Source organism: Ancylobacter radicis (assembly GCF_018449475.1).
GTDB classification, from domain to species: domain Bacteria; phylum Pseudomonadota; class Alphaproteobacteria; order Rhizobiales; family Xanthobacteraceae; genus Ancylobacter; species Ancylobacter radicis.
Genome location: NZ_JAHCQH010000018.1, coordinates 20,448 through 41,029 on the forward strand (window position 1 = coordinate 20,448; position 20,582 = coordinate 41,029).

General features: G+C 69.9%; 19 protein-coding genes. 7 read left to right on the forward strand and 12 right to left on the reverse strand.

Annotation, left to right across the window (positions count from 1 at the left end; translation table 11 throughout):
• Positions 1–24: 24 nt before the first annotated feature.
• The 5 genes from acs to tsaD all read right to left on the reverse strand — a co-directional run bounded on the left by acs (position 25) and on the right by tsaD (position 5,261).
• Entirely contained in the window at positions 25–1,983 is a 1,959-nt protein-coding gene (gene acs / locus KIP89_RS13875; RefSeq protein WP_213756049.1) for an acetate--CoA ligase, read from the reverse strand.
• A gap of 120 nt (positions 1,984–2,103) precedes the next feature.
• Positions 2,104–2,829, reverse strand: a complete 726-nt coding sequence (locus KIP89_RS13880; protein ID WP_213756050.1) for a class I SAM-dependent methyltransferase — start codon at positions 2,827–2,829, stop codon at positions 2,104–2,106.
• The gene (locus KIP89_RS13885; RefSeq protein WP_213756053.1) at positions 2,790–3,209 is read right to left on the reverse strand and encodes an EVE domain-containing protein; all 420 of its coding nucleotides are present in this window, start codon (positions 3,207–3,209) and stop codon (positions 2,790–2,792) included. Before KIP89_RS13885 ends, KIP89_RS13880 begins: the two co-directional genes overlap by 40 nt.
• A 1-nt stretch (position 3,210) precedes the next feature.
• On the reverse strand, positions 3,211–4,200 hold the full coding sequence (locus KIP89_RS13890; protein ID WP_213756054.1) for an NAD(P)H-dependent glycerol-3-phosphate dehydrogenase: 990 nt from the start codon (positions 4,198–4,200) through the stop codon (positions 3,211–3,213).
• Positions 4,200–5,261: a tRNA (adenosine(37)-N6)-threonylcarbamoyltransferase complex transferase subunit TsaD gene (gene tsaD / locus KIP89_RS13895; protein WP_213756056.1), complete on the reverse strand. Its 1,062-nt coding sequence runs from the start codon at positions 5,259–5,261 to the stop codon at positions 4,200–4,202. Before tsaD ends, KIP89_RS13890 begins: the two co-directional genes overlap by 1 nt.
• Before the next feature lie 63 nt (positions 5,262–5,324).
• On the opposite strand from tsaD, the gene hemC reads away from it, so the two are divergent.
• The 4 genes from hemC to KIP89_RS13915 all read left to right on the forward strand — a co-directional run bounded on the left by hemC (position 5,325) and on the right by KIP89_RS13915 (position 10,113).
• On the forward strand, positions 5,325–6,254 hold the full coding sequence (gene hemC, locus KIP89_RS13900) for a hydroxymethylbilane synthase (protein ID WP_213756058.1): 930 nt from the start codon (positions 5,325–5,327) through the stop codon (positions 6,252–6,254).
• A 19-nt stretch (positions 6,255–6,273) separates the two neighbouring features.
• Positions 6,274–6,963, forward strand: a complete 690-nt coding sequence (locus KIP89_RS13905; protein ID WP_369807160.1) for a uroporphyrinogen-III synthase — start codon at positions 6,274–6,276, stop codon at positions 6,961–6,963.
• A 97-nt stretch (positions 6,964–7,060) separates the two neighbouring features.
• The gene (locus KIP89_RS13910; protein WP_213756061.1) at positions 7,061–8,464 is read left to right on the forward strand and encodes a COG4223 family protein; all 1,404 of its coding nucleotides are present in this window, start codon (positions 7,061–7,063) and stop codon (positions 8,462–8,464) included.
• The gene (locus KIP89_RS13915; protein ID WP_213756063.1) at positions 8,461–10,113 is read left to right on the forward strand and encodes a heme biosynthesis protein HemY; all 1,653 of its coding nucleotides are present in this window, start codon (positions 8,461–8,463) and stop codon (positions 10,111–10,113) included. The genes KIP89_RS13910 and KIP89_RS13915 overlap by 4 nt, the downstream gene beginning before the upstream one ends.
• A 635-nt stretch (positions 10,114–10,748) precedes the next feature.
• Here the strand turns inward: KIP89_RS13915 and cobT are convergent.
• The 3 genes from cobT to KIP89_RS13930 form a co-directional block, all read right to left on the reverse strand.
• Positions 10,749–12,833: a cobaltochelatase subunit CobT gene (gene cobT, locus KIP89_RS13920; RefSeq protein ID WP_250152498.1), complete on the reverse strand. Its 2,085-nt coding sequence runs from the start codon at positions 12,831–12,833 to the stop codon at positions 10,749–10,751.
• Between the two features lie 148 nt (positions 12,834–12,981).
• Entirely contained in the window at positions 12,982–13,968 is a 987-nt protein-coding gene (gene cobS / locus KIP89_RS13925) for a cobaltochelatase subunit CobS (RefSeq protein ID WP_213756066.1), read from the reverse strand.
• 54 nt (positions 13,969–14,022) lie between these two features.
• The gene (locus tag KIP89_RS13930; protein ID WP_213756312.1) at positions 14,023–14,640 is read right to left on the reverse strand and encodes a J domain-containing protein; all 618 of its coding nucleotides are present in this window, start codon (positions 14,638–14,640) and stop codon (positions 14,023–14,025) included.
• A 110-nt stretch (positions 14,641–14,750) separates the two neighbouring features.
• Here KIP89_RS13930 and KIP89_RS13935 point away from each other — a divergent pair, with 110 nt between their 5' ends.
• Positions 14,751–15,074, forward strand: coding sequence for a BolA family protein (locus KIP89_RS13935; protein WP_213756068.1), 324 nt, complete (start codon positions 14,751–14,753; stop codon positions 15,072–15,074).
• Between the two features lie 54 nt (positions 15,075–15,128).
• Here the strand turns inward: KIP89_RS13935 and KIP89_RS13940 are convergent, their stop codons facing one another.
• From KIP89_RS13940 to KIP89_RS13955, 4 genes are all read right to left on the reverse strand, one after another.
• On the reverse strand, positions 15,129–15,962 hold the full coding sequence (locus KIP89_RS13940) for an META domain-containing protein (protein WP_213756070.1): 834 nt from the start codon (positions 15,960–15,962) through the stop codon (positions 15,129–15,131).
• A 162-nt stretch (positions 15,963–16,124) separates the two neighbouring features.
• A complete protein-coding gene (locus tag KIP89_RS13945) occupies positions 16,125–17,399 on the reverse strand; it encodes an HlyC/CorC family transporter (RefSeq protein ID WP_213756072.1) in 1,275 nt (424 codons plus the stop codon).
• 9 nt (positions 17,400–17,408) lie between these two features.
• Positions 17,409–18,560: a 3-dehydroquinate synthase gene (gene aroB, locus KIP89_RS13950; protein ID WP_250152499.1), complete on the reverse strand. Its 1,152-nt coding sequence runs from the start codon at positions 18,558–18,560 to the stop codon at positions 17,409–17,411.
• Entirely contained in the window at positions 18,557–19,147 is a 591-nt protein-coding gene (locus tag KIP89_RS13955) for a shikimate kinase (protein ID WP_213756075.1), read from the reverse strand. Before KIP89_RS13955 ends, aroB begins: the two co-directional genes overlap by 4 nt.
• A 216-nt stretch (positions 19,148–19,363) precedes the next feature.
• Between KIP89_RS13955 and KIP89_RS13960 the strand changes: the two genes are divergently transcribed.
• Both KIP89_RS13960 and KIP89_RS13965 read left to right on the forward strand, forming a co-directional pair.
• Entirely contained in the window at positions 19,364–19,507 is a 144-nt protein-coding gene (locus KIP89_RS13960; protein WP_213756077.1) for a hypothetical protein, read from the forward strand.
• A complete protein-coding gene (locus KIP89_RS13965) occupies positions 19,504–20,517 on the forward strand; it encodes a tyrosine recombinase (RefSeq protein WP_213756079.1) in 1,014 nt (337 codons plus the stop codon). The genes KIP89_RS13960 and KIP89_RS13965 overlap by 4 nt, the downstream gene beginning before the upstream one ends.
• Positions 20,518–20,582 lie beyond the last annotated feature (65 nt).

Below are 20,582 nucleotides of genomic sequence, written 5' to 3' on the forward strand. Positions count from 1 at the left end.
GTCCCGTCCTCGGCCGTCAAACCATTATGCCGCCGCGTGCTTCTTGTTCTGGCGGTGCGAGATCAGGTCGTCCACTACGCCGGGATCGGCCAGCGTCGAGGTGTCGCCGAGATTGGCGAACTCGTCCTCGGCGATCTTGCGCAGGATTCGGCGCATGATCTTGCCGGAGCGGGTCTTGGGCAGGCCGGGGGCGAACTGGATGAGGTCGGGCGAGGCGATCGGCCCGATTTCCTGACGCACCCAGCCGACCAGTTCCTTGCGCAGTTCCTCGGTCGGCTCGATGCCGGCCATCAGCGTCACATAGGCATAGATGCCCTGGCCCTTGATATCGTGCGGGTAGCCGACCACGGCGGCTTCCGACACCTTCGGATGGGCGACGAGGGCGCTTTCGACCTCGGCCGTGCCCATGCGGTGGCCGGAGACGTTGATCACGTCGTCGACGCGGCCGGTGATCCAGTAATAGCCGTCGGCGTCGCGCCGGCAGCCGTCGCCGGTGAAGTACTTGTTGGGGTAGGTGGAGAAGTAGGTCTGCATGAAGCGTTCATGGTCGCCATAGACCGTGCGCATCTGCCCGGGCCAGCTATCGGCGATGACCAGATTGCCCTCGCAGGGGCCTTCCAGAACCTTGCCCTCGGCATCGACGATCTGCGGCACGATGCCGAAGAACGGCGTCGTCGCCGAGCCGGGCTTGAGGCGCGTGGCGCCGGGCAGCGGGGTGATGAGGATGCCGCCGGTCTCGGTCTGCCACCAGGTGTCCACCACCGGGCAACGCTCCTCGCCGACCACGCGGTAATACCATTCCCACGCTTCCGGGTTGATCGGCTCGCCGACCGAGCCGAGCAGGCGCAGGCTGGCGCGGGAGGTCTTGGTGACCGGGCCGTCGCCCGACTGCATCAGCGCGCGGATGGCGGTGGGGGCGGTGTAGAAGATGCTGACCTTGTGCTTGTCGATCACCTCCCAGAAGCGGGAATTGGTCGGGTAGTTCGGCACGCCCTCGAACATCAGCGTGGTCGCGCCATTCGCCAGCGGCCCATACACGATGTAGCTGTGGCCGGTGACCCAGCCGACATCGGCGGTGCACCAGTAGATGTCGCCCTCGTGGTAATCGAACACGTATTGGTGGGTCATCGAGGCGTAGACGAGATAGCCGCCGGTGGTGTGCAGCACGCCCTTCGGGCTGCCGGTCGAGCCAGAGGTGTAGAGGATGAACAGCGGGTCTTCCGCGTTCACCGGCACAGCGGGGCACTCGCTGGTCACGAGATCGGCGGCCTCATGATACCAGACATCGCGGCCAGGTTTCATGTTCACCGTGCCGCCGGTACGCTTGACCACCACGACGTGATCCACCTCGAAATCGCCGAGCTTGGCGATGGCGGCATCGACATTGGCCTTCAGCGGCACCTTGCGGCCGCCGCGCAGGCCTTCATCGGCGGTGATGATCATCTTGGAATCGCAATCGCGGATGCGGCTTGCCAGGCTGTCCGGCGAGAAGCCGCCGAACACCACGGAGTGCACCGCGCCGAGCCGGGCGCAGGCCAGCATGGCGAAGGCGGCTTCGGGGATCATTGGCATGTAGATGGTGACGCGGTCGCCTTTCTGCACGCTGCGGTTGCGCAGCACATTGGCGAAGCGGCATACCTCGTCATGCAGCTCGCGGTAGGTGATGTGGCGTGATTGCGAGGGGTCGTCGCCTTCCCAGATGATGGCGACCTGATCGCCGCGCGTCGCCAGATGCCGGTCGATGCAGTTATGGGCGATGTTGGTGACGCCGTCCTCGAACCATTTGATCGACACCGCGCCGGGCGCATAGGAGGTGTTCTTGACCTTGGTGTAGGGCGTGAACCAGTCGATCCGCTTGCCTTCCTCGCCCCAGAAGCCGTCGGGATCGCGCACCGAGGCCTCGTACTTGGCCTTGTAGCCGTGTTCGTCGAGATAGGCGCGCTCGGCCCATTGCGCGGGGACGTCGTAAATCTTGTCGGACATTGGCGTTGTCTCCCCTTCGGCTGGCGCTCGGCGCCGCTCTTGCTTTCCCGCGAATTATGGGGACGCGCCCCGGACGCGACAAGCCAGCGGCGGCGCAACTTTGGTCGGTATGTAAATATCCTAGAGAGCGCCGCTATCCGGTCTGTTTACCGTGCGCGGGCGCCAGACACTGGTCTGCTTGATCTCGCTGTCCTCAAGGTCGCGGCTGACGGCAACGCCATATTCCGCAACCTTTTCCAGCCTCTCGCGCGGCAGATAGGAGCGGCCGGGATCGCCGATCCACACATCCGCCCCGCCCGCCGCCAGCGCCTCCAGCCAGGCGAAGACGCGGGCGGCGAGGTCGCGCTCATAGGCGATGTCGCCGGCCAGCACGACATCCCAGCGGCCCGGCGTGCCGATGATGTCCTGATCCAGCACGGTGAGGGCGGCGGCGGCGTTGGCGGCGGCATTGAGGGCAATCGCCGCCTGCGCGAAGCCGTCAATGTCGGCGGCCTCGACATGGGCGGCGCCGGCCTTCAGCGCGGCGATGCCGACCAGCCCCGAGCCGGCAGCGAAATCCAGTACCCGGCGGCCCTGAACAATCCCTGGATTATCAAGGACATGGCGCGCCAGCGCCTGCCCGCCGGCCCAGGCGAAGGCCCAGAAGGGGGGCGGCAGGCCGATGGCGCCAAGTTCCTCCTCCGTGCGCTGCCAGATCGGCAGCGACTCGGCGGCGAGGTGGAGCGAGATTTCCGGCACCAGCGGCACCGGCAGCAGGCGCGTTTCCGCGCGGATGAAGGCGCTTGCGTCGGCGATGCCCCCGCCGCTCACGCCTTGTGGCCCGCCATCTCCAGCACGATGTCCCATTCGCGGTCGGTGACGGGCTGCACGGAGAGGCGGGAGAAGCGCATCAGCGCCATCTCGGCGAGGCGGGGCTCGGTCTTGATGGCGGCGAGGGAAACCGGATTCTTCAACGGTTCGATGGCTTTGAGGTCCACCATGACGAATTTGCCGGAGGGGTCGGACGGGTCCGGATACGCTTCCTTGATGACCTCGACGATGCCGACGATCTCCTTGCCCTCATTGGAGTGGTAGAAGAAGCCGCGATCGCCGAGCTTCATCGCCAGAAGCTGCTGCTTTGCCAGATGGTTACGCACGCCGTCCCAATGGGTGCCGGCGGCGCCGGCGGCGACCTGCTGGTCCCAGGACCATTTGAAGGGTTCGGATTTGTAGAGCCAGTGCGCCATCTCACGCTTCCGCTTTCTGGGGGCGGGTCAGCAGTGACCCGATCGCTTCCTCGACGCCGACGCGGCCGGCGAGCACTGCTTCCACGGCGCGGGCGATCGGCATGTCGACGCCCTTTGCATCGGCCATGGCGACCAGCACGCTGGCGGTCAGGGCACCCTCGGCGAGCTTGCCCGCGGGGTGAAAACCGTCGTCTTTTCCTAGGCTTACGCCAAGTGCGTAATTGCGCGACTGGGTGGTCGAGCAGGTCAGGATGAGGTCGCCGAGGCCGGACAGCCCGGTCAGCGTCTCGGCCCGCGCGCCATAGGCCCGGCCGAAGCGCATCAGCTCGGCAAAGCCCCGCGCGATCAGCGCGGCCGCCGCGCTGGCGCCGAGGCCGCGCCCGCCGACGATGCCGGCGGCGATGGCCAGCACGTTCTTGGCCGCGCCGCCGATCTCGACGCCGCGTACATCGTCGCTGTGATAGAGCCGGAAGGAGGGCGAACCGAGCGCGGTGGCGAGTGCCTCGGCGGTGCTAACCTGTTGCGCGGCCAGCGTTACCGCCGTCGGCAGGCCGGCCGCCACGTCGCTCGCGAAGCTCGGCCCGGAGAGGATGGCGGGCAGTGCCTGCGGGCAGGCCTCACGCAGCACCTGCGTCATGAACAGCGAGGTGCCGCGCTCGATTCCCTTGGCGCAGGTGACCAGCGGCGTGCCCGGCGGCAGCTCGGCGGCCAGCGCGTGGGCGACCTCGCGGCTGGCCTGCGCCGGTACAACCAGAAGTACAGCGTCGCAGGTGGACAGTGAGTGCAGTGAGGTGGACAATGAGACCGACGAGGCCAGTTCGACGCCCGGCAGATGGGCGCGGTTGACGCGGCTCGCCTCCATCGCGGCGATCGCCGCGCCGTCGCGGCTCCACAGCACCACCTCGCGGCCGGCGCGGGCGGCGGCGTTGGCGAGCGCGGTGCCCCAGGCGCCGGCCCCGGCCACGCCGATGCGGGCGAAACGCTGCGGCATCAGTCGGCCATCTCCACCCCGGTCACCTCCTCCAGCGGCCAGCGGGCGCGGGGGGAGACGGCGAGGTCGTCGGTGAGGCCCAGAGCGAAGCGTTCGGCGCCGGCCCAGGCGATCATCGCGCCATTGTCGGTGCACAGCTCCGGCGGCGGCACGGCGAGGCGGGTGCCGCCATCGGCGGCGACCTTGTGCAGCACCCGGCGGACCGCCTGATTGGCGCCGACGCCCCCGGCCAACACCAGCGCGCTCGGCTTCATGCCGCGCTCGCGCATCACCCGCAGCGCGCAGCGCACCCGGTCGGCGAGGATGTCGACGATGGCCCCCTGGAAGGAGGCGCACAGGTCGTTCACGTCCTGATCGGTGAGCGGAGCGATCCTGAGGGCTTCCAGCCGCACCGCCGTCTTCAGGCCGGACAGCGAGAAATCCGGCACCGGCTTGCCGTGCAGCGGGCGCGGCAGGGCAAAGCGCGAGGCATCCCCGCGCAGCGCCGCCCGTTCCACCGCCGGCCCGCCGGGATAGGGCAGGCCGAGCATCTTGGCGGTCTTGTCGAAGGCCTCGCCGATGGCGTCGTCCATGGTGCCGCCGAGCTTGTGATACTCGCCCACCCCGGTGACGGCGACGAGCTGGGTGTGCCCGCCCGAGACCAGCAGCAGCAGGAAGGGGAAGGGCACGGCATCGGTCAGCCGCGCGGTCAGCGCATGGGCTTCCAGATGATTGACCGCCACCAGCGGCTTCCTCGCGGCGAGCGCGATCGCCTTGGCGGTGGTGAGCCCGACGATGACGCCGCCGATCAGCCCCGGCCCGGCGGCGGCGGCGATGGCGTCCATCTCCACCAGCTTGACGCCGGAGGAGCGCAGCGCCCGCTCGATCACCCGGTCGAGCACTTCCACGTGAGCGCGGGAGGCGATCTCCGGCACCACGCCGCCATAGGGCGCGTGATCGGCGGTCTGCGACAGCACGATGTTGGAGAGAATGGTCCCCGAACCGTCGGCGCGGCGGCGCACCACGGCGGCGGCCGTCTCGTCGCAGGTGGTCTCGATGCCTAGAAGGAGAAGATCGCGCATTGACTTTCAGTCGATGGACAGTGTTCTGAACCCGTTCCCGAACCGCTATCACCGCAGGACGCCATGACGCAATCGCTTCCCCGCCTTCGGCTCGGCACTCGTGGCAGCCCGCTCGCCCTGTGGCAGGCCCACGCGGTGCGCGACGCGCTGGTGCGACACCATCGCTGGGAGCCCGAGGCGGTGGAAATCGTGGTGATCCGCACCACCGGCGACGCCATCACCGACCGGGCCCTGTCGGAGGCCGGCGGCAAGGGGCTGTTCACCAAGGAAATCGAGGAGGCGCTGCTGGAGCGGCGCATCGACCTCGCCGTGCATTCGGCCAAGGACATGGGCACGCGCCTGCCGGACGGGCTGCATCTGGTCGGCTATCTGCCGCGCGCGGATGTGCGCGACGCGCTGATCCTGCGCGAGGGGGCTTCGCTGCGCGATCTGCCGGCGGGCGCCAAGGTCGGCACCGCCTCGTTGCGGCGCGAGGCGCAGCTGCGCCGGCTGCGGCCGGACCTGAAGGTCTCGCTGCTGCGCGGCAATGTGCAGACCCGGCTCTCCAAGGTGGCGAGCGGCGAGTTCGACGCCACGCTGCTGGCGATTGCCGGGCTGACCCGGCTCGGCATGGCCGACAAGGCGAGCTGCGTTCTCGACACCGCCGATTTCCTGCCCGCCGTGGGGCAGGGGGCGGTCGCCATCGAAACCCGCCAGCGCGATCTCGCGGTCGATTCGCTGATCGTGCCGGTGGTGTGCCCGGCGACCGGCCTCGCGCTGCGGGTGGAGCGCGCCTATCTCGCCGAGCTGGACGGCTCCTGCCGCACGCCGATCGGCGGCCATGCGCTGGTCAGCGGCGAGGAAATCACCTTCCGCGGCGTGGTGCTCTCTGCCGACGGGACGCAATATTACGAGATCGTCCGGCACGGGCCGCGCAACCGGGCGCTGGAACTCGGCATGGTCGCCGGCCGCGAAATGCGCGCCATGGTGCCGCCCGACCTGCTCCCCTCCTAGTGCCGCGATGCGGGTTCTGGTGACACGGCCACAGCCCGATGCCGACGCCACCGCCGCGCGGCTGGTCGCCGCCGGCTGCGCGGCGCTGGTCGATCCCATGCTGACCATCGAGCCGATCCCCGACGCCGTCCTGCCGCCGGGCCGCTTCGACGCGCTGGCGCTGACCAGCGTCAACGGGGCGCGGGCGCTGGCCGCGCGGAGGGAGCGTGCCGCGTTGGAGGGCCTGCCGCTCCATGCGGTGGGCCGGCGCACGGCGGCGGCGGCGCAGGGCTTTGCCGAGGTGCATGTCGCCGGGGGCGACGGGGTGGCGCTGGCCGGCCTGCTGCGCGCCCGCCTGCCGCGCGGGGCACGGGTGCTGCATGTGGCGGGCGAGGAACGGGCGGTCGATCTCGGCGCGGCGCTGGCCGGCGACGGCATCGAGGTTGAACTTTTCGTCATCTACCGGGCGGTGGCGGCGGGCGGGCTGGCGGCGCACACCCGCGCCGCGCTGGCGGCGGGGCAGATCGACGCGGCGTTTCATTTTTCCCTGCGCACGGCGACCACGCTGGCGGCGCGGGCGCAGCAGGCCGGCCTTGCTTCGGCCTTTGCCGGCGTTCAGCATCTGTGCTTCTCGCGCAATGTCGCCGCGCCCTTGCAGGCCGCCGGCTGGCCGACGCGGATCGCCGACACGCCGACCGAAGAGGGCTTGTTCGCGCTGCTCGACCGGTAAACCATGGGGCTCTCCCGAGGTTGCGGCTTGGGCAGGTGCGGTCTATCCCGGGAACAAGGGCTGGGTCGGCGCTTTATGATCTCGGGGAGGTACGTACGTGGCGAATGATGATCCCAAAAACGATCCGACCGAGACCGAGACGGGCCATGAGGCTGGCCACGAGGCTGGCCACGAGGCTGGCCACGAGGCCGGGGCGCGCGGCAAATCCCGCCGTCGGCCCCCGCCGACGCTCGATCTGGCGGCGACCGAAGTGACGCCGGACAAAGCGTCCGCGGACAAGGCGAGCCCGGCGGCTGAGAAAAGCCCCGCCGATTCCACGGCCGAGGTGCCGGTGCTCGATATCGGCAGCGCGGGCGATGCTCCTGCCGCCGATACTCCCGCCAACGATACTCCCGACGCGCCGCCCGAGCCGGTGCACGCCGCCGAACTGCCGGGCGCGACCAGCCCGCCCGAGGCGCCGAAGCGGCAGATGGGTCTGATCGCCGGGCTGGTGGTCGCGGTGATTTCCGGCGTGATCGGCGGCGCGGTGGCGCTCGCCGTGGTCAGCACCTTCTACGGCGCCGAGCAGAATGCCGACGCCATCACCCAGCTTGAGGCGCGCGCGCTTGACCTGCGCCAGCGCCTGGAGGCGATCGAGCAGGCGGGCGGCGCTCCCGCCGCGCCGGCGCCGGCCGCCAATGCGGAACTGCCGCAGGAGCTGGCGACCCGGCTCGACGCGCTCGAATCCGGCCTCTCGGCGATGGGCGAGCGGGTGACGACGCTCGCCAACGCGCCGGCGCCCGAGCCGGTCGCGCCGGCCGTCTCGCCCGAGGCGGTTGCCGCGCTCGGCAGCCGGCTCGATGGTTTGCAGCAGCGCGTGGAGGCTATTCCCGCGCCGCCGCCGGCCGCCTCGCCGCAGGACCTTGCCACCGCCAATGCCCGGATCGGCGCGGTCGAGCAGAAGCTCGCCACCGTCGCCCAGCAGCAGCAGGCCAGCGGGCAGAGCGCCGCGCAACTGGTGGCGCTCGACGCGCTGGAGGACGCGGTGGCGGGCGGACGGCCCTTCACCACCGAACTGAAGGCCAGCCGGACGCTGCTCGGCGCCGGCGGTGACGGTCTGGCGGCGCTGGAGCCGAAGGCCGGCAGCGGCTACGGCACCGGCCTCGCGCTCGCCGAACAGCTCACCCGCGCCACCGCGCCGACCCCGGCGGAACCGGCGGCGCCGGCCTCTGACGCCGGCGTGCTCGACCGGCTGGTGGAGAGCGCCAAGGGGCTGGTGACGGTGCGCCGCAGCGATGAGGCGCCGGCTGGCGCTGACGCCGAGGCGATCGCCACCGCGCGGGCGCAGCTCCAGCGCGGCGATTTCCCCGGCGCGCTGGCGACGCTGAACGCGCTGCCGGATGAGAGCCGCGCCCGCGTGGCGCCGGTGATCGCCGCCATCGAGGACCGGCAGGCGGCGCTCGCCGCCGTGGCCGGCCTCAGCCAGCATGTGCTGGCCAGCCTTGCGGGAGGAACCCAGTGATCCGCATCGTCGTCTATCTGCTGATCCTCGCCGCCATCGCCTTCGGGGTCGCCTGGCTGGCCGACCGTCCCGGCCAGATCGCCCTCGACTGGCAGGGCTGGCATATCGAGACCAGCGTGCTGGTCGCGGCGAGCGCGCTGCTCGCCGTGATCGCCGCCGCCATCCTGCTGTGGACGCTGCTGCGGCTGATCGTCCGCTCGCCGGACCTGATCGCCGGCTCCTGGCGTCACCGCCGCCGCACCAAGGGCTGGGCGGCGATCTCGCGCGGCCTGGTCGCGGTCGGCTCGGGCGATGTGATGGGCGCCCGGCGCGCCGCCAATGATGCCGAGCGGCTGATGGGCAGCGAACCGCTGACCCGTCTGCTGGCCGCGCAGGCGGCGCAACTCTCCGGCGATTCGGCCGGCGCGGAAGCGGCCTTCCGCACCATGGCCGACACGCCCGGCACGCGCCTGCTCGGGCTGCGCGGCCTGCATGTGGAAGCGCGCCGGCGCGGCGACGCCAATGCCGCGCTGATGACCGCGGAGGAAGCCGCGCGCCACGAGCCGGGCCTTGCCTGGGCGGCGGATGCGGTGATCGAGGCGCGCTGCCTCAAGGGCGACTTTACCGGCGCGCTGGCGATGCTGGAACGCGAGGCCGCCCATGGCGGGCTGGACCGCGCCGCGCATCGGCGCCGCCGGGCGGTGCTGCTCGCCGCGCAGGCGCAGGCGGTCGAACTGTCCGATCCCGCCACCGCCCGTGAGAAGGCGGTCGAGGCGGCGCGCCTTTCGCCGACGCTGGTGCCCGCCGCCGACATTGCCGGGCGCCTGCTCGGCGCCGCCGGGGACACCCGCAAGGCCTCGAAGATCGTCGAGAATGCCTATGCGGCGACCCCGCATCCCGATCTCGCCGAGACCTATCTGCATCTGCGCCCCGGCGATGCCTCGCGCGAGCGGCTGAAGCGCATCCGCACGCTGACCGCCCGCGCCCCGGCCCATCCCGAAAGCGCGATGGTGCTGGCCCGCGCCGCCCTCGACGCGCTGGAGTTCGACATCGCCCGCACCGCGCTGCTGCCGCTGCTCGGCGAGCCGACGCAGCGCGCTTGCCTGTTGATGGCGGAACTCGAAGCCGCCGAGCATGGCGATGTCGGCAAGGCCCGCGAATGGACCGCCCGCGCCGTGCGCGCCCAGCGCGACCCGGCCTGGGTGGCCGATGGCGTGTTGGCGGAAGCCTGGGGGCCGGTCTCGCCGGTCACCGGCAAGCTCGACGCCTATGAATGGAAACTGCCGCCCGGCGTTGCCACGACGCCGATGCTGGAGAATGAGGCCGAGCGGGTGAAAGCGGCGATCGCCGCCGCCATCGCCGCGCGCCCCGTCCCTGCACCGGAGCCGCCGGTGGTCGATCTCGCCCCGGAGCCCCCGACCGCGCCGCTCGCCCCCGAGGTCGAGCCGCGCCCGGAGGTGCTGGAGGCGAAGGTCGAGAACGGCAAGGCGGACGTAGTGAAGGAGCCGGTGAAGGCGGAGGGCGAGAAGCGCCCGGCCGGCGCCGCCGCATCGGGCACCACGTCGGGCGCCGGCCCTGTGGTGGCGATGCCGCATCTGCCGGATGATCCCGGCCCCGGCCCGTTCCCGGACGAGCCCGCCGGCACCACGCGCCCGCCCTACGGGGTGTGAGGCCGGGGGCGGACAAGGCGCGCCCGAGTGGCGCGCGGGTCATCTCAAACAAAAGCGCGCCTTGCGGCGCGGGATGGACCTTTAATAACAAAAAGCGTGCCTTGCGGCGCGCGGGGGTCTTCTCAAACAAAAAGCGCGCCTTGCGGCGCGCTTGTCGCTCTGAGAGAGCGTGACCCCGCCAGACGCCGGTCGCTCGTCAAACGACCGGAGGGAGTGAACGCGGTCGGAGTACATCCGTCCTAACCGCCTTCCAGTCGGCGAGGCGCTGACGAAGCGCCACCATGCCGACAGCCCGTTTCTGGCTGGGTGAACGTTATCTGGGGTGCCGTTGCGGGAATTCAAGGGGCGCGGCGCGGGAAGACGTGGATGCCCGTCCCCGGATCAAGTCCGGGGACGGGCATGACGGTGTTCTGCGGGGGGGGGGAGACAGCGGGAAGTGCGGGAGATTACCTTCTTCCGAAGCTTGCGTCGTCATGCTGAGGCGCCCGGCACCGCCGGGCCTCGAAGCACGCAGGCCCCCACATCACGGTTGAAGGAGCCGCGTTCCCACCGTCACACCGTCACGGCCGGACTTGATCCGGCCATCCACGTCTTCCCGCCCGGCCTCAGCCCAGCCGGCCCTTCCCGCCCGCCTACTACGTGCGGCGGGTGGGGATGTGGGCGGGGGAGGGGCTCGCCTTGCCGGAGACGGGGCGACCGGCAGCGGTGCCGATGCCGGTGCCCAACCCCTTGCCGGAGGCCTGCCCCTTGCCAGAGCCGCCACCGCCGGCGGGGCCGCGTCCGGGGCCGCCGCTCGTGCTGCCGCCGACCGGCTTGGCGAGGTTGATCGGCGTGGCGGCGCGGGGCTTGCGCGGGGCGCCGCGCGGCTTCTCGTCGAACAGCTCGGCCAGCTTCTCGGTCATCACGCCGCCGAGTTCCTCGGCGTCGACGATGGTCACGGCGCGCTTGTAATAGCGCGTCACGTCATGGCCGATGCCGATGGCGATCAGCTCGACCGGGGACTTGTCCTCGATCTGCTGGATCACCCAGCGCAGATGGCGCTCCAGATAATTGCCGGGATTGACCGACAGGGTGGAATCGTCGACCGGCGCGCCGTCCGAGATCATCATCAGGATGCGGCGCTGCTCGTTGCGGGCGAGCAGGCGGTTATGCGCCCAGTCGAGCGCCTCGCCGTCGATATTCTCCTTCAGCAGCCCCTCGCGCATCATCAGGCCGAGATTGCGCCGGGCGCGGCGCCAGGGGGCGTCCGCCGCCTTGTAGATGATGTGGCGGAGATCGTTCAGCCGGCCGGGCGCGCCCGGCTTGCCGGCGGACAGCCACGCCTCGCGCGCCTGCCCGCCCTTCCACGCCTTGGTGGTGAAGCCGAGGATCTCGACCTTCACGCCGCACCGCTCCAGCGTGCGCGCGAGAATGTCGGCGCAGGCGGCGGCGACCGTGATCGGGCGCCCGCGCATCGAACCGGAATTGTCGAGCAGCAGGGTGACGACGGTGTCGCGGAAATCGGTGTCGCGCTCGCGCTTGAAGGAGAGCGGCTGCATCGGGTCGGTGATGATGCGGTGCAGGCGCGCGGGATCGAGCATGCCCTCTTCGAGATCGAACTCCCAGCCGCGATTCTGCTGCGCCATCAGCCGGCGCTGGAGCCGGTTGGCAAGGCGCGCGACGACGCCCTGCAGATGGGTGAGCTGCTTGTCGAGATAGGCGCGCAGGCGCGCCAGCTCCTCCGGGTCGCACAGCTCGTCCGCGTTCACCGTCTCGTCGAAGCGCGGGGTGAAGGGGTGATATTCCGGCGGGCGCGGCTCGCTTGGGACGGCATGCTGCGGCTGCCAGGGCTCGGACGCCTCGTCGGCATCGCCCAGCTCGGCATCGTCGGACAGTTCGGAGGTGGGCTGCTCCTGCTGGTCCTCGGATTCCTCCGGGTTCTGGTCGGAGGACAGGTCGCTGTCGACCTCGGTGGTGCCTTCCGCGCTCTCGTCCGGCTCGGCCTCGCTGCCCTTGCCATTGTCCTCGTCGCGGCGGTCATCGGCGTCGGTCGAGGGGTCGTTGTTCTCGTCGAAGGGGGCGATGTCCTCGCCCATGCCGAGCGAGGAGAGCAGGTCGCGCATCGCCTCGGCATAGCGGCCCTGATTGTCGGCGGCGCCGGCCAGTTCGTCGAGCGCGCGGGCGCCATGCTCCTCGATGAAGCCGCGCCACAGATTGACCATCTCGCGGGCGGCCGCCGGCGGGGCCATGCCGGTCATGCGCTCGCGCAGGATCAGCGACAGCGCGTGCTCCAGCGGCGCGTCGGAACGGTCGGCGAGATTGGCGAAATTGGCCTTCTGGTAGCGGTCCTCCAGCATGGCCGAGAGGTTGAGCGCCACGCCATCCATGCGCAGCGCGCCCAGCGATTCGCAGCGCGTCTGCTCGGCCGCCTCGAAGGCGGCGCGGGCCTGCTGGCCCACCGGGGTGAGGCGCTGATGCACCTTCGGGTCGTGGCAGGCCATACGCAGCGCCATCGAATCGGCATGGCCGCGCATGATCGCGGCGTCCTGCTTCGACATGCGGCGCGAGGGTTCGGGCAGGCGGGCATGGCCGTCGGAGAAGCCCGGCTTGTCGGCGCCGAAGGTGACCTCGATCTCGCGGTCGCCGGCGATGGCACGCAGGCAGCCGGTGACCGCGCGCTTCAGCGGCTCGGTCGGGGCTTCCTTGGTGGCCGGGCGGTTGGGGCGGTTCGAGGTGCTCATGGCGACGCCTTGGATGACATAATTTTTCCTCTCCCCGGCGGGGAGAGGTGGCCCGCGAAGCGGGTCGGTGAGGGGGAGGCACCATTCGGGGCGCCAAGGCCCCCCTCACCCCGGCCCTCTCCCCATTGGGGAGAGGGAGGCAGGTCCGTCAGGACATGACGACGTTGACGGCCGATTCGGTGAGCTCCTTGCCGAAGCAGCGCTGGTAGAACTCGGCCACCAGCGTGCGTTCCAGCTCGTCGCACTTGTTGAGGAAGGTCACCCGGAAGGAGAAGGCGAGGTCCTGGAAGATCTCGGCATTCTCGGCCCAGGTGATGACGGTGCGCGGGCTCATCACGGTCGACAGGTCGCCATTGATGAAGGCCTGACGGGTGAGATCGGCCAGGCGCACCATGCGCGCGACGGTGTCGCGGCCTTCCGGCGTCTGGAAGTTCTTGGCCTTGGAGGCGACGATGTCGACTTCCTTGTCATGGGCCAGATAGTTCAGCGTGGTGACGATGGACCAGCGGTCCATCTGCGCCTGGTTGATCTGCTGGGTGCCGTGATAGAGGCCGGTCGTGTCGCCGAGGCCGATCGTGTTTGCGGTCGAGAACAGGCGGAAGGCGCCATGCGGGCGGATGACGCGGTTCTGGTCGAGCAGCGTCAGGCGGCCGGCGCTCTCCAGCACGCGCTGGATCACGAACATCACGTCCGGGCGGCCGGCATCGTACTCGTCGAACACCAGCGCGACGTTGTTCTGGTAGGCCCAGGGCAGGATGCCGTCGCGGAATTCGGTGACCTGGAGCCCGTCGCGGACCACGATGGCGTCCTTGCCGATCAGGTCGATACGCGAGATGTGGCTGTCGAGATTGACGCGCACGCAGGGCCAGTTCAGCCGCGCCGCGACCTGCTCGATATGGCTCGACTTGCCGGTGCCGTGATAGCCGGTGACCATGACGCGGCGGTTATGCGCGAAGCCGGCGAGGATGGCGAGCGTGGTCGGGCGGTCGAACAGATAGTCGGGATCGACTTCCGGCACATAGGCGTCGGGTTCGGCATAGGCCGGCACGTCGAGATCGACATCGAGCCCGAACACCTGACGGACCGAAACCTTCATGTCCGGCAGCGGGGCGGTTTGCGTGGGCGAGGCGGTCATTCTTCCTCCGTTGCCGCGCCGAATGCACGCGGGCTTGTCTGGCAGGCGCGCCTCTTAGCAGAAGCCCGCATTCTTGAGGTGATTATAGGCCTGGATGACGTCGCGCAGACGGTCCTCGGTCGATATGTCGCCGCCATTGGCGTCGGGATGATATTTTTTCACCAGAACCTTGAAGCGGGCCTTCAGCTCCTCGGGCGTGGCGGAGATTTCCATACCCAGCGATTCGAAGGCGCGGCGCTCGGCATTGCGGATCATGCGGCTCTCGCGCGCCGGCGCCGGGTCGGGGCGCGCCGCGCCGCCGACTTCCTCGAACATGCCGAACGGGTCGGCAATGCCCTCGGTGGCGAAGGTGCGGGCGCTCTCGGCGGTCTTGGCGGCGCCGCGCATGCCCATCTTCCAGGTCGGGCGATGGCCGGTCAGCGCGTCCTTCTGGTAGGCGGTGACGGCATCGTCCGGCATGCCGGCGAAATAATTATAGGACTGGTTGTACGCCCGGACATGGTCGAAGCAGTAGCTCCAGAACTGGCCTTCGCTGTGCCGGCCCTTCGGCGCGCGGTGCGTCGCCGGCTTGTCGCAGCCCGCCCATTGGCATTGCGGGCCGTCCGTCTTCAGACGGCGGTCCCGGTCGGGCTTCACGCGGATGCGGTCGAAGAAGGGAGAGTCGAGCTTCATGATCGGGTGATTATGCTTCCGGCGGGCGAGGTATACAAGAAACCACATATTCGTCACCGCGCCCGGCGGTGATATTGACGCCCCCTTATCCCGGAGCGAGCGCAACGTCCATGAACCCGACTTCGAACGCCACCCCGAACCCGACCTCACCCCCCACGGATGATGCCGTCGCCGCGGCGCTGGCCCGCGTGCGGGCGGCACTGGCCGAACTCTCCCCGAGCGCGCTTGAGCTCGAGGATGAAAGCCACCGCCATGAAGGTCACGGCGGGCATCGCCCCGGCCAGCTCACGCATTTACGCGTGCGCATCGTGGCGGATGCCTTTACCGGCCAGGGCCGGCTGGCGCGTCACCGGATCGTGAACGGCCTGCTGGCCGATGAACTGTCGCGCGGGCTGCACGCCCTCGCCATAGAGGCGAAGGCTCCGGGGGAGTGACCCGGAGCCTTCGATGACCTGCGTTGCTGTATATGGGTGGTGCCGGGGCGAAGTCTACCGCCCGATCTGCATCAGCCGGCGGCCGGAGGCGTCGAGGAAGGCGATCTGCCCCTCCCGGTAGTCCCAGGAGCGCACATTGGCCATGGCCGAGGCCAGATGCTGCTCATAGATCTGCTGCGCATTGCGGCAGTTGATGCGGGTGGACATGACGCGGGAGAACGCCACCTGGCGACCGCGCACATCCATGCGCGAATGGAGGGTGTTGCAGCCCGCGGTGACCGACACCGTCATGTCCGGCCCCACCGTGAAGCGGGCGCGCGATTCACGCGGCGCGGGAACGCCCCGGCCATCCGCGCCGGCGATCCAGAGCCGGGTCCACTGGCCCTGCCATGAAACACGCGGCGTGGAGGCGGCCGGCGTCTCGGGCCGGGCCGGGCCGCCGCGGTCGGGGACGGTGATGAAGCGGAACTGCGCATGGGTGCCGCGCAGATCGGAGGAGGCGGTAAGCTGGCCGGCCCCGTCGACGGTGACGAACTTGCCATTCTGCACCGAGCGCAGCGAAACAGCATCGCCATGGGCGTCCATCTCGAAGGTTTCCCAGCCGCGAATATGCGGGCTGCCGGTGCCCAGCAGGGTCTGCGGGCCGATGCCGGCGCGCACATAGCTGCCATCGCTGGCGCGCAGGGCAATGCGCCGCCCCTCCAGCCGCACGATCTCGAACCGCGCCGCATCGCGCGTGTTGCCGGTCGCCACCAGCATGCCGGCACGCTGGGTCACGTTGGCGTTGTTGGACGCCCATTGCATCACGATGTCGGCGGCCGCCGGCAAGGTCATCAGACCCAGCGCGACCACGGCGGCAAGGCACTTCCCGATGACCGTCCGGCGCATTTCCAGTCCCCTCGTTTGACTATTGTTGGTGAGGGGAGGATAGCGGGTCGAACTGAATTGCGCATGAAGTCGAAATTCATCCGGTATTCATCCGCGCCGGACGTTGGGACAGGACGAACCTCGGCCCCGTGCGGAGGGCGGTCAGCCCTTCGCCTTCCCCGCTCAGGCCGCCCGCGCGAGCGGGGTGACGCGCAGCAGGGTGATGCGGTTGCGCTGCTTGCGCATCACCTGGAAGCGGAAGCCGTGGAACAGGAAGGTCTGGCCCGGCTCGGGGATGATGCGGGCCTCGTGGATGACGAGGCCGGCAATGGTGGTCGCCTCCTCGTCCGGCAGGTCCCAGCCCATGGCGCGGTTGACGTCGCGGATCGGCACCGAGCCTTCCACGCTGACCGAACCGTCCGGGTTGCGCCGCGCGCCGTTGAAGGCCCGGTCGTGCTCGTCGGAAATGTCGCCGACGATCTCCTCCAGAATGTCCTCCAGCGTCACCAGCCCCATCACCTCGCCATACTCGTCGACGACGAGGGCGAAATGCTGCTTGCGGCGGCGGAAGGCCTTGAGCTGGTCGGTCAGCGAGGTGACGTCCGGCACGAACCAGGGTTCGAGCGCGATCTTCTCGACATCGAGCTTGGTGACGTCGTTGCCGAGCGCCTGCAATTCGCGCAGCAGGTTCTTGGCGTGCAGCACGCCGACGATGTTGTCCGGCCGCTCGCGCCAGAGCGGCAGCCGGGTAAAGGACGAGGCGAGCGCCTCGCGCACCAGTTTTTCGGGTGGCTCATCGGCGTTGAGGCTGGCCATCTTGGTGCGGTGGACCATGATGTCCGAGACTTCCAGCTCGGACAGGTCGAGCAGGCCGCCGAGCATGTCCCGCTCGTCCTTCACCACGCTGCCCTCGCGGTGCAGCAGGTCGACCGCGCCGCGCAGTTCCTCGGAGGCGGAGAGCACGCTGGTGGTGGCGCCGAGCGGCACGCCCATCGCCCGCAGCAGGGCGCGCACCAGCGCCTCGATGGCGAGGGTGAGCGGGCCGAACAGGCCGACAATTATCTGGATCGGCCGTGCCACGCGCAGCGCCACGCGATCAGGGTGATTGATGGCGATGGTCTTGGGCAGGACCTCGGAGAAGATCACCACCACGATGGTCATGCCGATCGTCGCATAGGCGATGCCCGCCGTGCCGAACCAGGCGAGCAGGATGCCGGTGGCGAGCGAGGAGGCGGCGATGTTGACGAGGTTGTTGCCGAGCAGGATGCCGCCGATGAGCCGCTCGCGCTGGGCCATCATGTGGTTCACCAGCGCGGCGCGGACGTCGCCATTCTTCTCCAGCGCGTGCATGCGCGCCTTGGAGGAAGCGGTGAGGGCGGTTTCGCTGCCGGAGAAAAAGAACGACAGCAGCAGGCAGACGATAACGGCCCCGAGGGCTAGCCAGTCATATGGGGTCATGGCGGATACTTACCCGGCCTGACGCTCACTCTCAAGGAAAGCCCGCACATCGGCCGGATCAACGTCGCGTGCGATGAAGCTCTGGCCGATGCCGCGCGCCAGGATGAAGGTGAGGGCGCCGCGCGATACCTTCTTGTCCTGTCCGATCAGCGTCATCAGCCCGTCCGTGTCCGGCAGCTCGCCGGGAATGGCCTTGATGCGGGTCGGCAGGCCGACGGTCCGCAGATGTGCCTCGACGCGCTCGGCATCCGCCGGGGCGCACAGGCCCTGCCGGGCGGAGAAGCGGAAGGCCTGCGCCATGCCGATGGCGACCGCCTCGCCATGCAGCAGGCGCTGGGAGAAGCCGGCCCCGGCTTCCAGCGCATGGCCGAACGTGTGGCCGAGATTGAGCAAAGCGCGATCCCCGGTCTCCTTCTCGTCGCGGGCGACCACGGCGGCCTTGGCGGCGCAGCTGGTGGCGATGGCCTCGATGCGCGCCGCCCCGCCGCGGAACACGTCCTGCCATTTGCGCTCCAGCCAGGCGAAGAAGGGCGCGTTGTCGATGAGGCCGTATTTGGCGACTTCCGCATAGCCCGAGCGGAATTCGCGCAAGGGCAGCGTGTCGAGCACATCGGCGTCGGCCAGCACGAGGATCGGCTGGTGGAAGGCGCCGACCAGGTTCTTGCCATGGCGCGAATTGATGCCGGTCTTGCCGCCGACCGAGGAATCGACCTGCGCCAGAAGGCTGGTCGGTACCTGCACGAAATCGACGCCGCGCCGCAGCGCCGCCGCCGCGAAGCCCGCGAGATCGCCGACCACGCCGCCGCCCAGCGCCAGCACGAGGTCGCCCCGCTCGATCCGCGCGTCGAGCAGCGCGTCGACCACCTGCTCGAACATGGCGAAGCTCTTGGACTTCTCGCCCGGCTCGATGACGATGGCGGTGGGGGTGAGGCCGGCGGCGACCAGCGCCGCCTCGACCGTCGGCAGATGCCGCTCGGCCACGTTGCGGTCGGTGACGATGCCGATTCGGGCGCCGGGGCGCAGCGCGGCGATGCGCGCGCCCGCCTGCGCCAGCAGGCCCGGCCCGATGACGATGTCATAGCTGCGCTCGCCGAGCCCGACGCCGAGCCGGGTGATGTCGCTGTCGAGCAATGCGGCCTCGGTCACTTCAGCCTCGGTCAATTCGGCTCTCCTGTCGGGGCGGCGGGCAAATGGTCCATCAGCGCCGCGATGACTTCCTCGACCATCACGTCCTGCGGCACGTCCTGCGACACGACCGTGACCGCCGCCTCGGCATAGACCGGGTAGCGCAGCTCGATCAGGCGGGCGAGGGTGGCGGCGGGATCGTCGGTCTTGAGCAGCGGCCGGTCGTCGCGCCGGCGCACGCGGCGCAGCAGCAGGTCGAGTTCGGCCTTGAGCCAGACGGACACGCCGTGCTCGGCGATGGCGGCGCGCGTCTCGCCATTCATGAAGGCGCCGCCGCCGGTGGCGAGCACCATCGGCCCGGCCTCCAGCAGCCGGGCGATCACCTTCTTCTCGCCATCGCGAAAGGCCGGCTCGCCGTGCAGGGCGAAGATTTCCGGGATGGTCATGCCGGCGGCCTGCTCGATCTCGGTATCGGCATCGGCGAAAGCCAGCGACAGCCGGCGCGCCAGGCGCTTGCCGACCGAGGACTTGCCCGCCCCCATCATGCCGACGAGAACGATGGAACGCCGTCCCAGCCGGTCCCGCAGCTCCGCTGCCTTGCTATCGTCCGTCTCGACCGTCATTGCCGTGCCATGTCCTCAAGGCGACCTATCATCCGCCGGGACGCGACGCAATGCAGGCGGGCGCCGCGTTTGGCCGCGCGTCCAGCCCCGGCTCCAGCACCATATGCGGCGCCGGTTCCTTAAGCCGCCCGAAAGGCCTTAAGGTCCAGATTAACGACAATCCCGAATCGTCGGCGCCAGCCGGCGCTTCCCGGAACCTGCCGAACGGAATTCTCCATGCCGAGCCTGATCCGCCTCCTCGTCATTCTCGGTGTCCTCGGCGGCATCGGCTATGGCGTGATGTGGGCGCTGGCCAATCTGGTCGAACCGACGCCGCGCGAGATGAGCATCACCGTGCCGCTCGACCGCAAGACGCCATGACCACGACCAAGAACGCGACCATAAGCGCCCCCGGCGCCGCGCGCGGGACGGCGTCCCTGTTCCTCGACATGATCGTCGCCGAGCGTGGCGCCAGCGCCAACACGCTGGCCGCCTATGGCCGCGACCTGGAGGATTACGAGGCGTTTCTGGCCACCCAGGGCACGGGGCCGCTGGAGGCCGACACAAGCGCGATCCGCGCCTATCTCGCGGAACTCGGCGCGCGCGGCCTTGCAGCGGCGAGCGTGGCCCGCCGGCTCTCGGCGCTGCGCCAGTATCACCGCTTCCTCTATGTGGAGAATCACCGCGGCGACGACCCGTCCGCCGTGCTGGAAGGCCCGCGCCGCAGCCGGCCTTTGCCCAAGGTGCTGACGCTCGACGAGGTGACGGCGCTGATCGACACCGCCCATGCCCGCGCGGCCGAGCCCGTGCCGACACCGGCCGAGGCGGCGCGGCGGGCGCGTGTCGCCTGTTTCGTCGAGCTGCTCTACGCCACCGGGCTGCGCGTCTCCGAACTCGCCGCCCTGCCGGCCTCGGCGGCGAGCGCCAAGGGCGACGCCATCATCGTGCGCGGCAAGGGCAACAAGGAACGCCTGGTGCCGCTCGGCGAGGCGGCCAAGGTGGCGATGCGCAGCTATCGCGCGGCGCTGGACCGGGCGGTCCGGGCGGCGCCGGCTGGGGGCAAGGCGGCAGGGGCCAAACCGGCGGAAGCCGGGCGCTGGCTGTTTCCGTCCGTCGCGGCCAGCGGCCACATCACCCGCCAGCAGGTGGCGCTCGACCTGAAGGATCTGGCGCTGGCGAGCGGGCTCGATCCGGCCAAGCTCTCCCCGCACGTGCTGCGCCACGCCTTCGCCAGCCATCTGCTGGCGCATGGGGCGGATCTGCGCATCGTGCAGACGCTGCTCGGCCACACCGACATCTCGACCACGCAGATCTACACCCATGTGCTCGACGAGCGGCTGAAAAGCCTCGTGCGCGACCTCCATCCGCTCAGCGATGCGGGTCGGGATTAATCCCAACGCAAGGCTTGCCTTGACGTTGCCACCCTCTCGGGGCAGCTTCCGCGCACCTTTCAAAG

Excerpts from the sequence above, each read along its gene's own strand:
- KIP89_RS13955 (WP_213756075.1), bottom strand. The coding sequence starts at position 19,147 with ATGACGGTCGAGACGGACGATAGCAAGGCAGCGGAGCTGCGGGACCGG.
- KIP89_RS13930 (WP_213756312.1), bottom strand. The coding sequence starts at position 14,640 with ATGAAGCTCGACTCTCCCTTCTTCGACCGCATCCGCGTGAAGCCCGAC.
- KIP89_RS13880 (WP_213756050.1), bottom strand. The coding sequence starts at position 2,829 with ATGGGACATCGTGCTGGAGATGGCGGGCCACAAGGCGTGAGCGGCGGG.
- tsaD (WP_213756056.1), bottom strand. The coding sequence starts at position 5,261 with ATGCGCGATCTTCTCCTTCTAGGCATCGAGACCACCTGCGACGAGACG.
- KIP89_RS13965 (WP_213756079.1), top strand. The coding sequence starts at position 19,504 with ATGACCACGACCAAGAACGCGACCATAAGCGCCCCCGGCGCCGCGCGC.
- cobS (WP_213756066.1), bottom strand. The coding sequence starts at position 13,968 with ATGACCGCCTCGCCCACGCAAACCGCCCCGCTGCCGGACATGAAGGTT.
- KIP89_RS13940 (WP_213756070.1), bottom strand. The coding sequence starts at position 15,962 with ATGCGCCGGACGGTCATCGGGAAGTGCCTTGCCGCCGTGGTCGCGCTG.
- KIP89_RS13960 (WP_213756077.1), top strand. The coding sequence starts at position 19,364 with ATGCCGAGCCTGATCCGCCTCCTCGTCATTCTCGGTGTCCTCGGCGGC.
- hemC (WP_213756058.1), top strand. The coding sequence starts at position 5,325 with ATGACGCAATCGCTTCCCCGCCTTCGGCTCGGCACTCGTGGCAGCCCG.
- KIP89_RS13935 (WP_213756068.1), top strand. The coding sequence starts at position 14,751 with ATGAACCCGACTTCGAACGCCACCCCGAACCCGACCTCACCCCCCACG.
- acs (WP_213756049.1), bottom strand. The coding sequence starts at position 1,983 with ATGTCCGACAAGATTTACGACGTCCCCGCGCAATGGGCCGAGCGCGCC.
- KIP89_RS13885 (WP_213756053.1), bottom strand. The coding sequence starts at position 3,209 with ATGGCGCACTGGCTCTACAAATCCGAACCCTTCAAATGGTCCTGGGAC.
- cobT (WP_250152498.1), bottom strand. The coding sequence starts at position 12,833 with ATGAGCACCTCGAACCGCCCCAACCGCCCGGCCACCAAGGAAGCCCCG.
- KIP89_RS13890 (WP_213756054.1), bottom strand. The coding sequence starts at position 4,200 with ATGCCGCAGCGTTTCGCCCGCATCGGCGTGGCCGGGGCCGGCGCCTGG.
- KIP89_RS13945 (WP_213756072.1), bottom strand. The coding sequence starts at position 17,399 with ATGACCCCATATGACTGGCTAGCCCTCGGGGCCGTTATCGTCTGCCTG.